Below are 14060 nucleotides of genomic sequence, written 5' to 3' on the forward strand. Positions count from 1 at the left end.
TCAATCCTCTCCAAATGCGCAAAGCACAACGCGGCGGCACAATTCGGCCGCCACATCGATGCGGTATTCCTGCGATCCACGCACATCCGAAATCGGGGTGAGCGGCGCGAGCGCACCATCGGCGGCAAAATCGGTCTGCCGCACCTCGTCAGCCGAAAGGCCCGCAAGCTGGTCCTCAAGCGCAGTCAAACGCTGGGCAACCGGCGAGCAACTGCCCACAGCAAGCCGCGCGGTGACGATACGCCCGGCGTCAATTTCGACGATTGATGCCACCATCGCGATCGAGATCACCATGTGGGTGCGGCTGCCGAGCTTGAGAAAAGCGCTTGTGGCGCGCCGGGAGACTGGCGGCACCAGGATTGCGGAGACAAATTCGCCCTCTGCCAGGTCAACCTTGCGAACCCCGGTGATGAAATCCTTGAGCGGAACGGTGCGAACGCCATCATGAGAGAGAATCTCAACGGCGGCATCGAGCACCAGCAGCGGCGGCACGCCGTCAGCGGCAGGCGATGCGTTGCAGATGTTGCCGGCGATCGTGCCGCGATTCTGGATCTGGATCGAGCCGACCTGCCGCGCCGCGATCTTCAGCGCGTCAAAGGCCGGCGGCAGCTCCGTCTTGACAATCTGTGTCCAGGTGGTCGCCGCGCCGATGCGCCAGCCGTTCGAACTCTCGGACACACCGCGGCACCCGGCAAGACGGGTGATATCGAGCACATTCTCGTCAATCTGGCCGGTGGCAAGCCCCGGATAGTAGTCGGTACAGCCCGCCACGATGCGGGCTTGGCTGGCACGCAGGAATGTCAGGGCCTCGGTTGTGGTCTCAGGCGCAAAATAAGGCAATCTCGAAGACTCCGGCGCTGCTTATCATTAGCATGCAAACGATAATCCCGTTTTGTCCCGGGTGTCAATTCTTTCCTTGGTCGATCCAGTGACAGGGGACCGCATACCAAGAACCGCTCAGTGTGTCGCATTCAGCGGCAATCCTTGTTGCCCTGATGTTCGCCGTTCTGCAGTGGGGAGGAAAAAATGGAGCACCGATCAGAACATGATTGCAATGCCTTGCCGGCCGCCGCATGAGAATGCGGACATGGGCGATGAGGGGTCATGCTGTTGAACTCTGGATGGATTTCTCCCAGTCCTTGGCCAGCCTGCGTGACCTTGCCAATCAGGCGAAGGTGCGTTCGGCCCGAGACGCGCGGCCAAGGCCCGGATGCGTTGTGGCGTCCAGTCGGACACCTCCAATATAGCTACCGCGCATTTTGTGACTGACTGTACGGCTTGAGGCCATGTCCGCCACGTGACGGCCCTTTTGATGCCGGACAGTTCGCACGGTCCCCACGCAGTCCTTTCAGCAGGTCGGGAAAGGTTGTGTGCCCTTTCGCCAGACTGCTCGTGTTGGGCTTCGGGTAGATCGGCATCAGTTTCCTCACCCTTCAGGGCCTCCATAGCGGTCTTCGCCTTGAACTCAAGTGCGTGCTGCTTGCGTTTTGACGTCTCTGATCTCCTTCCTGCCGAAGACCAGAAGACTTCAAATCGCAGCCTATGTCATTGTCCAAGTTTCGGGGGATGGCTCAACTTGGACTTCCTTTTGGGGCGCTCAGGATGGGAAAAGTGCAGTTTTTCTGCCTAATTAACAGTGCATTAAGGTTAACAGACTATGTCTTTTACCATCGTGTTCCGTCCGTTGTGGTCGTTGGAAGTGTGAGTGCAGGGCTATGTCGCAAACTCTCCGGAGGGCATCTTTAGTCGCCGGACTGGTTGGCGCTAGCTTGTTGTCTTCATGTGCCAGCAGGCCGTCGACCGAGGCGGACGGTTTGGGTGACGCGCCACAATTCGTGGCAAGCAATCCCAATGTGCTGGTTGCCCACGAACGGGTGGAGCAAGCTCGTGCCCGGGAAACGATTGCGCGCGCCGACCTCTTTCCCGCAGTCGACCTTACCGCCTCGCGAACCGACTATATAAACGACGCAACCGTCACGACTTCGGAAACAAGCGAACAAAATGTCGACCTCTCTGCGTCCCTGTCACTTTCGAAAGCCTTTGCTGGGATAAGCGGCACGCGGGCAGCCCGCTTTTCAACCCTGGCGAAGAAGGAAGCATTGCGCGGCTCGGTCGATCAGATCATTCTGGAACTGGCGCTTGCCCAGGTTGCAATCGAGCGGGCCACCAAACACGCGGCCATCCGGAATGAGCTCAAGGCTGAACTGAAGACATTTTTAAGTCGCCAGAAGAAACGCTTCACCGCGGGCGAATTGGCTGCATCAGAACTGGAAAGCATTCGCGCGCGCATCAAGCTTGTCGAAAGTGAAATCGTCCGACTTGGTTCGGAGATCACCTCCAATGAAGCCAAGCTTCGTTCGCTTGCCGGAGAGCAAGACATTTCTGAGGTCAAGCTCGTCGATCTGGCACGGTTCATTCCCGGGAATGAAGACGAGGCTGTGGCCATCGCCTTGCACCGTAACCCCGCTTTGCGCGAGGCAGAGTGGGAGCAGCAGTCCGCTAGCCAGAACGTAGCGAAGGCGACCAAGACACTCTTTCCCGATGTATCTCTTTCCTTCAACGCTCCACTCTCGAGCGATCGGTACGCTTCTACCAGCTCCACGCGCAGCAACGAATCCAATGTGCGGCTCGATCTGAGAATACCTCTGTTCGACGGCGGTCGGCGGCTTGCGGAAGTGACACTCGAGAAATCCAAGCTCAGGGAGCAAACCTACACGGTCAGCGCCCGCAAACTTGACACATGTTCAAGGTGGTCGGACAATGGCAAGGAGTCATGCCCGCGAGGGAACAGCAGGCGCTGGCAAATGTCGGAGTCAAAAAATACGCCAATGCACTATCAGGCACGCTAACCGGTGAACGTATCGGAGCACGGTCCTTGGATCAGGTTCTTGACGCGTATGAACGGCTGACAAATGCAAGGATTGCTGTTGTTGATGCGCAGTCACAGGTGACTACGCGAAGCCATGAGCTGCTGGCATCTCTTGGCGCGCTGGTCGAGGCATACCGCTGACAAGTTTTTAAACCTTTTGTAAAGCATACGCGACAACATTCATGTAAGTGTTTGCGACTATTCTCACATAAGATCTCGAGGTCATATGTGATGAATAAGCCCCCAAAACCAAATGTTTCTCAGGCTGCAGCCGCACGTGAAACAAGCGCGCAAAGCCAGAATTCTGGGCAAACATCGCGAGTTGCAAACAACCCCAATCCCGACGGCTCCAATGCGAATGCAAGTGGAGTAGCCGCAGCAGCGAGTGGATTATCGCTGTTCTTCGCTTTTGACAAAAGTTCTGCGCTCGAAATTCCTCATAGTGATATTTCAGCAAATGCCGAGGAACGGCTCGAACAAAAGAACGAGGCAGGCAGTACTCCGATACTTGCGGCAGCAGGCGACGTGCCGCAAAACCTTGATCTCAACGCTGACCTGGGAACGCCCCCCGCAAGCACTGAACTGTTTGCGGCCAGATATTCGGCCCAGCCGTCTGACGCCACCAATTCAGACGCGAACTCCTCTTCTCCATCCCGCAGCCAGAAGTCTACGTTGTCAATTGACGCGTCCGTACGACCTGACGCTGAAGCCGCATCGCCCCTGAATGCGGGGCCTGGCGTAAGAAGCTTGCCTGTGCCCGAGACCACCATCGAATCTGATGAAGACCCTCGTTCGGTTCAGACACCTGAGCCTGAGGTCACCGACATCAACGAGGCCGCGGTCTCGGCGATCTCCGACAGCAATGGCGCGGCCAATGCGGTCAATGAGAATGTGGCGGTCGGCACCAATGTGGGCATCACCGCGTTTGCCAGCGACAGCGACGGCACCGACAGCGTCAGCTACAGCCTCTCCAATGATGCCGGCGGGCTGTTTGCCATCGATGCCACGACCGGTGTGGTCACCGTTGCCGGTGCGCTCGACCGGGAGAGTGCTGCAAGCCACACCATCGAGGTCACCGCAACCTCGAGCGACGGCTCGACCTCGACCCAGAGCTTCACGATTGCCCTCAACGACGTCGACGAGTTCGATGTCTCCCCGGTGATCGACACCGATGCGGGCGCCAACACCCTGGCCGAGACTGCGGGCGCGGGCACTGCGGTGGGCGTGGTTGCCTCTGCCTCCGATGCCGACGCCACCACCAATGCCATCTCCTACAGCGTCGATGACACCCGCTTCAGCGTTGATCCCGACGGCACCGTGCGGGTGGCCGCCGGCGCAAGCTTCGACTTCGAGACCGAGCAGAGCATCGACATCGTGGTCACCGCGACCTCTGCGGACGGCTCAAGTTCGAACCAGAGCTTCACCCTGGCGGTCACCGACATCAACGAGGCCGCGGTCTCGGCGATCTCCGACAGCAATGGCGCGGCCAATGCGGTCAATGAGAATGTGGCGGTCGGCACCAATGTGGGCATCACCGCGTTTGCCAGCGACAGCGACGGCACCGACAGCGTCAGCTACAGCCTCTCCAATGATGCCGGCGGGCTGTTTGCCATCGATGCCACGACCGGTGTGGTCACCGTTGCCGGTGCGCTCGACCGGGAGAGTGCTGCAAGCCACACCATCGAGGTCACCGCAACCTCGAGCGACGGCTCGACCTCGACACAGAGCTACACGATTGCCCTCAACGACGTCGACGAGTTCGATGTCTCCCCGGTGATCGACACCGATGCGGGCGCCAACACCCTGGCCGAGACTGCGGGCGCGGGCACTGCGGTGGGCGTGGTTGCCTCTGCCTCCGATGCCGACGCCACCACCAATGCCATCTCCTACAGCGTCGATGACACCCGCTTCAGCGTTGATCCCGACGGCACCGTGCGGGTGGCCGCCGGCGCAAGCTTCGACTTCGAGACCGAGCAGAGCATCGACATCGTGGTCACCGCGACCTCTGCGGACGGCTCAAGTTCGAACCAGAGCTTCACCCTGGCGGTCACCGACATCAACGAGGCCGCGGTCTCTGCGATCTCCGACAGCAATGGCGCGGCCAATGCGGTCAATGAGAATGCCGCCATCGGCACCAATGTCGGCATCACCGCGTTTGCCAGCGACAGCGACGGCACCGACAGCGTCAGCTACAGCCTCTCCAATGATGCCGGCGGGCTGTTTGCCATCGATGCCACGACCGGTGTGGTCACCGTTGCCGGTGCGCTCGACCGGGAGAGTGCTGCAAGCCACACCATCGAGGTCACCGCAACCTCGAGCGACGGCTCGACCTCGACCCAGAGCTACACGATTGCCCTCAACGACGTCGACGAGTTCGATGTCTCCCCGGTGATCGACACCGATGCGGGCGCCAACACCCTGGCCGAGACTGCGGGCGCGGGCACTGCGGTGGGCGTGGTTGCCTCTGCCTCCGATGCCGACGCCACCACCAATGCCATCTCCTACAGCGTCGATGACACCCGCTTCAGCGTTGATCCCGACGGCACCGTGCGGGTGGCCGCCGGCGCCAGCTTCGACTTCGAGACCGAGCAGAGCATCGACATCGTGGTCACCGCGACCTCTGCGGACGGCTCAAGTTCGAACCAGAGCTTCACCCTGGCGGTCACCGACATCAACGAGGCCGCGGTCTCGGCGATCTCCGACAGCAATGGCGCGGCCAATGCGGTCAATGAGAATGTGGCGGTCGGCACCAATGTGGGCATCACCGCGTTTGCCAGCGACAGCGACGGCACCGACAGCGTCAGCTACAGCCTCTCCGATGACGCGGGCGGGCTGTTTGCCATCGATGCCACGACCGGTGTGGTCACCGTTGCCGGTGCGCTCGACCGGGAGAGTGCTGCAAGCCACACCATCGAGGTCACCGCAACCTCGAGCGACGGCTCGACCTCGACCCAGAGATTCACGATTGCCCTCAACGACGTCGACGAGTTCGATGTCTCCCCGGTGATCGATACGGATGCGGGCGCCAACACCCTGGCCGAGACTGCGGGCGCGGGCACTGCGGTGGGCGTGGTTGCCTCTGCCTCCGATGCCGACGCCACCACCAATGCCATCTCCTACAGCGTCGATGACACCCGCTTCAGCGTTGATCCCGACGGCACCGTGCGGGTGGCCGCCGGCGCAAGCTTCGACTTCGAGACCGAGCAGAGCATCGACATCGTGGTCACCGCGACCTCTGCCGACGGCTCAAGTTCGAACCAGACCTTCACCCTGGCGGTCACCGACATCAACGAGGCCGCGGTCTCTGCGATCTCCGACAGCAATGGCGCGGCCAATGCGGTCAATGAGAATGTGGCGGTCGGCACCAATGTGGGCATCACCGCGTTTGCCAGCGACAGCGACGGCACCGACAGCGTCAGCTACAGCCTCTCCAATGATGCCGGCGGGCTGTTTGCCATCGATGCCACGACCGGTGTGGTCACCGTTGCCGGTGCGCTCGACCGGGAGAGTGCTGCAAGCCACACCATCGAGGTCACCGCAACCTCGAGCGACGGCTCGACCTCGACCCAGAGCTACACGATTGCCCTCAACGACGTCGACGAGTTCGATGTCTCCCCGGTGATCGATACGGATGCGGGCGCCAACACCCTGGCCGAGACTGCGGGCGCGGGCACTGCGGTGGGCGTGGTTGCCTCGGCCTCCGATGCCGACGCCACCACCAATGCCATCTCCTACAGCGTCGATGACACCCGCTTCAGCGTTGATCCCGACGGCACCGTGCGGGTGGCCGCCGGCGCAAGCTTCGACTTCGAGACCGAGCAGAGCATCGACATCGTGGTCACCGCGACCTCTGCCGACGGCTCAAGTTCGAACCAGACCTTCACCCTGGCGGTCACCGACATCAACGAGGCCGCGGTCTCTGCGATCTCCGACAGCAATGGCGCGGCCAATGCGGTCAATGAGAATGTGGCGGTCGGCACCAATGTGGGCATCACCGCGTTTGCCAGCGACAGCGACGGCACCGACAGCGTCAGCTACAGCCTCTCCAATGATGCCGGCGGGCTGTTTGCCATCGATGCCACGACCGGTGTGGTCACCGTTGCCGGTGCGCTCGACCGGGAGAGTGCTGCAAGCCACACCATCGAGGTCACCGCAACCTCGAGCGACGGCTCGACCTCGACCCAGAGCTACACGATTGCCCTCAACGACGTCGACGAGTTCGATGTCTCCCCGGTGATCGATACGGATGCGGGCGCCAACACCCTGGCCGAGACTGCGGGCGCGGGCACTGCGGTGGGCGTGGTTGCCTCTGCCTCCGATGCCGACGCCACCACCAATGCCATCTCCTACAGCGTCGATGACACCCGCTTCAGCGTTGATCCCGACGGCACCGTGCGGGTGGCCGCCGGCGCAAGCTTCGACTTCGAGACCGAGCAGAGCATCGACATCGTGGTCACCGCGACCTCTGCGGACGGCTCAAGTTCGAACCAGAGCTTCACCCTGGCGGTCACCGACATCAACGAGGCCGCGGTCTCGGCGATCTCCGACAGCAATGGCGCGGCCAATGCGGTCAATGAGAATGTGGCGGTCGGCACCAATGTGGGCATCACCGCGTTTGCCAGCGACAGCGACGGCACCGACAGCGTCAGCTACAGCCTCTCCAATGATGCCGGCGGGCTGTTTGCCATCGATGCCACGACCGGTGTGGTCACCGTTGCCGGTGCGCTCGACCGGGAGAGTGCTGCAAGCCACACCATCGAGGTCACCGCAACCTCGAGCGACGGCTCGACCTCGACACAGAGCTACACGATTGCCCTCAACGACGTCGACGAGTTCGATGTCTCCCCGGTGATCGACACCGATGCGGGCGCCAACACCCTGGCCGAGACTGCGGGCGCGGGCACTGCGGTGGGCGTGGTTGCCTCTGCCTCCGATGCCGACGCCACCACCAATGCCATCTCCTACAGCGTCGATGACACCCGCTTCAGCGTTGATCCCGACGGCACCGTGCGGGTGGCCGCCGGCGCAAGCTTCGACTTCGAGACCGAGCAGAGCATCGACATCGTGGTCACCGCGACCTCTGCGGACGGCTCAAGTTCGAACCAGAGCTTCACCCTGGCGGTCACCGACATCAACGAGGCCGCGGTCTCTGCGATCTCCGACAGCAATGGCGCGGCCAATGCGGTCAATGAGAATGCCGCCATCGGCACCAATGTCGGCATCACCGCGTTTGCCAGCGACAGCGACGGCACCGACAGCGTCAGCTACAGCCTCTCCAATGATGCCGGCGGGCTGTTTGCCATCGATGCCACGACCGGTGTGGTCACCGTTGCCGGTGCGCTCGACCGGGAGAGTGCTGCAAGCCACACCATCGAGGTCACCGCAACCTCGAGCGACGGCTCGACCTCGACCCAGAGCTACACGATTGCCCTCAACGACGTCGACGAGTTCGATGTCTCCCCGGTGATCGACACCGATGCGGGCGCCAACACCCTGGCCGAGACTGCGGGCGCGGGCACTGCGGTGGGCGTGGTTGCCTCGGCCTCCGATGCCGACGCCACCACCAATGCCATCTCCTACAGCGTCGATGACACCCGCTTCAGCGTTGATCCCGACGGCACCGTGCGGGTGGCCGCCGGCGCAAGCTTCGACTTCGAGACCGAGCAGAGCATCGACATCGTGGTCACCGCGACCTCTGCGGACGGCTCAAGTTCGAACCAGAGCTTCACCCTGGCGGTCACCGACATCAACGAGGCCGCGGTCTCTGCGATCTCCGACAGCAATGGCGCGGCCAATGCGGTCAATGAGAATGCCGCCATCGGCACCAATGTCGGCATCACCGCGTTTGCCAGCGACAGCGACGGCACCGACAGCGTCAGCTACAGCCTCTCCAATGACGCGGGCGGGCTGTTTGCCATCGATGCCACGACCGGGGTGGTCACCGTTGCCGGTGCGCTCGACCGGGAGAGTGCTGCAAGCCACACCATCGAGGTCACCGCAACCTCGAGCGACGGCTCGACCTCGACCCAGAGCTTCACGATTGCCCTCAACGACGTCGACGAGTTCGATGTCTCCCCGGTGATCGATACGGATGCGGGCGCCAACACCCTGGCCGAGACTGCGGGCGCGGGCACTGCGGTGGGCGTGGTTGCCTCTGCCTCCGATGCCGACGCCACCACCAATGCCATCTCCTACAGCGTCGATGACACCCGCTTCAGCGTTGATCCCGACGGCACCGTGCGGGTGGCCGCCGGCGCCAGCTTCGACTTCGAGACCGAGCAGAGCATCGACATCGTGGTCACCGCCACCTCTGCCGACGGATCGACGTCGAACCAGACCTTCACGATTGATGTCACCAATGTTGTGGATGAGGCACCAACCGACATTACCTTTACCGGCGGCACGGTCAATGAAACCGTAGCATCCGGCGGGAGCATTGACAGCAGCTATAACCCTTCGGGAGCCACCGTTGCGGTCTTGTCAACCACGGATGCTGACGGTGGAATAGACAGTTTCACCTATGCAATTACCAATGATCCGTCCGGCCACTTCGAAATCGTCGGCAATGAGGTGCGCGTCAGATCGGGCCAGAACATCGATTATGAGACTGCCACCAGTCATGATGTGACGATCCAGGTGACCGATGCCAATGGTGCGACCTATTTGGAAACGATTACGATCAACGTTGCCGATTACGAGGGGAGCTATACCACCTCCGACGCTGGCCAGAACATCACTGGAACGTCTGAAGAGGATGTTCTTACCGGTGGCGCCGGCAATGACACCATAAGCGGCGGTGCCGGGGCGGATCAGATTTTCGCCGGCGGCGGCGATGATTATCTCTATGTCGACGCCGATGACACGCTGATCCATGGCGGTGCCGGGGCCGACACGGTGATCGTGGACACAGCGGCCGGTGTGACGCTCGACATGCCAGCGGCCGAGATCGAGCACGCGGTCGGCAATGCGGGCAATGACCAGTTTGACGCCACCGGCTCGACGGTGCGGGTCACGCTGCGCGGCAATGGTGGCGACGATGTACTCACCGGCGGCGAAGGGAATGACGAGATCAATGGCGGTGCCGGCGCGGACCAGCTTTTCGGCGGTGGCGGCAATGATGTCTTCTATATCGATGCCGATGACACGCTGATCCGTGGCGGTGCCGGGGCTGACACGGTGATCGTTGACACTGCGGCCGGCGTGACGCTCGACATGACCACGTCCGAGATCGAGAACGCGGTCGGCAATGCGGGCAATGACCAGTTCGATGCCACCGGCTCGACGGTGCGGGTCACGCTGCGCGGCAATGGTGGCGACGATGTACTCACCGGCGGCGAAGGGAATGACGAGATCAATGGCGGTGCCGGCGCGGACCAGTTCTTCGGCGGTGGCGGTGATGATTTCATGTACATCGATGCCGATGACACGCTGATCCGTGGCGGTGCCGGGGCCGACACGGTGATCGTTGACACTGCGGCCGGCGTGACGCTCGACATGACCACGGCCGAGATCGAGAACGCGGTCGGCAATGCGGGCAATGACCAGTTCGATGCCTCCGGCTCGACGGTGCGGGTCACCCTGCGCGGCAATGGTGGTGACGATGTACTCACCGGCGGCGAAGGGAATGACGAGATCAATGGCGGTGCCGGTGCGGACCAGCTTTTCGGCGGTGGCGGCGATGATTTTTTCTATATCGATGCCGATGACACGCTGATCCGTGGCGGTGCGGGCGAGGACACGGTGTTGGTTGACACTGCGGCCGGCGTGACGCTCGACATGACCACCGCCGAGATCGAGAACGCCGTCGGCAATGCCGGCAATGACCATTTCGATGCCACCGGCTCGACGGTGCGGGTCACGCTGCGCGGCAATGGCGGCAACGACAGTCTCACCGGTGGCGATGGCAATGATCTCGTCGAGGGGGGAGATGGCGCAGACCAGCTCACCGGTGGCGGCGGCAATGACACCATTGATGGCGGTGCGGACATTGATACGGCGATCTTCTCTGGAAATCGTTCAGATTACACCATTGTTGTAGAGGGCAGTGGCTACCGCATCACCGACACGCGCAGCGGATCGCCCGACGGAAGCGATCTGGTTCTGAATGTCGAAAACTTCCAGTTCGCCGACATGACCGTGGCGGAAGCAGATCTGCTCAATTCCGCGCCGACCGACCTTGCGCTGACGTCCTCGGGCGTGGCGGAGGATGCCACGGCGGGACAGGTCGTGGGCACGTTGTCGGCCACCGATGCCGACAGCGGCGAGATCTTTGCCTATGCCCTGGTGGATGGAACCGGGAATCCGCTCACGGATTCGAACTTCGAGATCGTCGGCAACGAGATCCGGGTGAAGACGGGGTCCAGCCTTGACGCTGAGACGAGCACGTCTCATGACCTGATCGTACAGGTGACCGACAGCGCCGGCTTCACATTCCAGAAACCGGTGACAGTCACCGTCAACGACGTCGACGAGTTCGATGTCTCCCCGGTCAGCGACAGCAATGGTGCGGCCAATTCGGTCGACGAGACTGCCGCCATCGGCGCCACGGTCGGCATCACCGCATTCGCTTCCGACGGCGACGCCACAACCAATGGCGTTACCTATTCGCTTACCGATGATGCCGGCGGCCTGTTTGCCATCGACAGCAGCACGGGTGTGGTGACCGTGGCCGGTGCCCTGGACTTCGAGAGCCAGACGAGCCACGCGATCACAGTCCGCGCCACGTCCGCCGACGGCTCGATATCGACCCAGAGCTTCAACATCGGCATCAACGACATCAATGACGAGACGCCGACCAATATCTCCTTCGCCAGCAGCGGCATCAACGAAGAGGGTACGGGCAAGATCACCTTTACGCTGGCAGGCGAAAAGGACCTGGACCCGCCGCTGATCGAGGTCTTTGCCAATGGCGTCTCGCTTGGCATCGTCGAACTGACCGATGCCCACGATACCCGCGCCCACGGCAACGCCAGCGAGTCCGATCTCGAGGCCATCGCGCAGACCTTCACCCTGGACCTGCCGGTCGGCGTGACCGATCCCGGCACGATCTCCTTTACCATGCTCAATGATAGCTATGACCCGGTGAACGGCTATGACACGAATTTCTATATTCGGGAGGTGTCTGTCGGCGAGACTACAGTGCCTGGTTATCAGGCCACCGGTGCCGGTGGGACCTATGGCGAGTGGGCGTCGGTTTACGGGAACAACGCTCCAAGAAGTTTCCTGCCGCCGAGCGGTGGATGGGACATCAGGCAGATCGCGGGGACCCTGTCGACCACCGATGCCGATGCCAGCAACAGTTTCACCTATACGCTGACCAGCGATCCCAGCGGCCTGTTCGAGATATCGGGCGACGAGATCATTGTCAGGCCCGGCATGGAAACAAATTTCGAGGCGGCCACGTCTCACACGGTCACGGTGGAGGTCAATGACGGCGCCGGAAACACCTATTCGCAGGCCGTCACGATCAATGTCAACGATGTCAACGAGGCTCCGACAGACATAGCATTCAGCGGCGCGACAGTTTCGGCTGTTTCAAACACGATTGCAGCGGGCACGATCGTCGCAAATATTGACTCGGTTGCTGACCCGGATGCGGGCGACAGCTTCACCTACGCACTGACGGATGATGCGGGCGGCGCCTTCACGATCAACTCCGCCACCGGCGCGGTTTCACTCGTTGCCAACACCGACATAAGCCAGGTTGTGAGCGATACGGTCACTGTTCAGGTTACGGACAGCGGGGGCAACACCTATAACGAGACAATTGGCATCCAGCTTGGCACCACCGAAAACGACAGCATTACCGGCACGTCCAATGATGACATCATATACGGATTGGGGTCGTTTTCGACCTCCGGATCCAATCTGATTGTCAATGGGTCCTTCGAGGCTGACATCATCAGTGGGGAGGTACAGAATTTTTCCAGCATCACGGGCTGGTCGACGACCACTGGAGACATCGAGATCAAAAGAGACGGGCATGCCGGAATAAATGCATCCGATGGCAACCAATGGCTGGAGATGGATGCCCAGAGCGCAGTCGACATGGTTTATCAGGATGTTCAGACCCAGGCTGGCACGGACTACATCCTCAGTCTAGATGTGGCCAGGCGTTCAGGTCATAGCGCAGAGACGAACACGATCCATGTCTATTGGGCTGGCCAGCTCATTGAGACAATCGTGCCGACGAACACGTCATGGGAAACCCTGACATTCACCGTAACCGGGACGGGAGGGCTGGACCGGCTGGAGTTCCGTGAAGACGCTACCAACAACAATTTATATGGCGGCTTCTTCGACAATGTGACCATGCTGGAAATCGCCGATGATCCGGATACGCTGAATGGTGGGGCTGGAAACGACACGATCCATGGCGGCGCGCAAGGCGACCTTCTGATCGGTGGCGCGGGCGATGACAGGCTCTATGGCGGTGCCGGCAATGACACGCTCAGGCTCGAATCCGGCGCGGACGTGCTTGATGGCGGTGATGGTCATGACGTCCTGGATATCTGGTCCAGTGGCGGCGTCACGGTCAATCTGGCGACCGGCACCGTCAGCGGAACCGGGGTCAATGGAACGACGGTCTCTGGCATCGAGGAAGTCTGGGGCGGCGACGGCAACGATATCTTGACCGGAAGTTCGGCTGCGGAAACACTCTATGGCGACAACGGCAATGACACGATCAGTGGCGGCGCCGGCGATGACAATCTTTACGGTGAAGTCGGCGAAGACCAGTTGTCCGGCGGTACCGGTGATGACCTGCTCTCTGGAGGGGCCGGTGACGACACGATGTTTGGCGAAGACGGCAACGACATCTTCATCTATGCCGCTGGCGATGGACGCGATGACGTTTCAGGTGGCTCCGGCGGCGGCTGGACAGATGCAATTACACTCCAGGGGATGGACGGCGCCATCTCCATCGACGGTCGGGAGGTCACGGGTCAAGGATGGGAAATGGATCTGGATTCAGGCAGCTCTGTGGTGTCGCAAAACGGTGAGTCACTGACGCTGAGCAACGATGCGTCGGGCAGGATCGAGTTTGCGGATGGAGACAGGATTGACTTTGCCGGCATTGAAAGGATTACCTGGTAGATGCGGTTTTGCGGTGCCAGGCTGCGATCAGACCAATATTAATTAGCCATTTACCATGATCTAATATGGTTTCCACATTGGACGACGCCGAAGCCGG

Annotated in this window: 3 protein-coding genes; 2 read left to right on the plus strand and 1 reads right to left on the minus strand. The window is 61.2% G+C overall.

Going from position 1 to position 14060, the window contains the following annotated elements; genetic code table 11:
* Window positions 1–840, minus strand: coding sequence for an FAD binding domain-containing protein (locus HPDFL43_RS05870; RefSeq protein WP_007196360.1), 840 nt, complete (start codon window positions 838–840; stop codon window positions 1–3).
* A gap of 974 nt (window positions 841–1814) precedes the next feature.
* On the opposite strand from HPDFL43_RS05870, the gene HPDFL43_RS05875 reads away from it, so the two are divergent.
* Window positions 1815–2849, plus strand: a complete 1035-nt coding sequence (locus tag HPDFL43_RS05875) for a TolC family protein (protein ID WP_040449092.1) — start codon at window positions 1815–1817, stop codon at window positions 2847–2849.
* A 773-nt stretch (window positions 2850–3622) separates the two neighbouring features.
* Window positions 3623–13963: a cadherin domain-containing protein gene (locus HPDFL43_RS05880; protein ID WP_040449093.1), complete on the plus strand. Its 10341-nt coding sequence runs from the start codon at window positions 3623–3625 to the stop codon at window positions 13961–13963.
* Window positions 13964–14060: the final 97 nt, after the last annotated feature.

The sequence above is a fragment of the Hoeflea phototrophica DFL-43 genome (assembly GCF_000154705.2).
Lineage (GTDB): Bacteria > Pseudomonadota > Alphaproteobacteria > Rhizobiales > Rhizobiaceae > Hoeflea > Hoeflea phototrophica.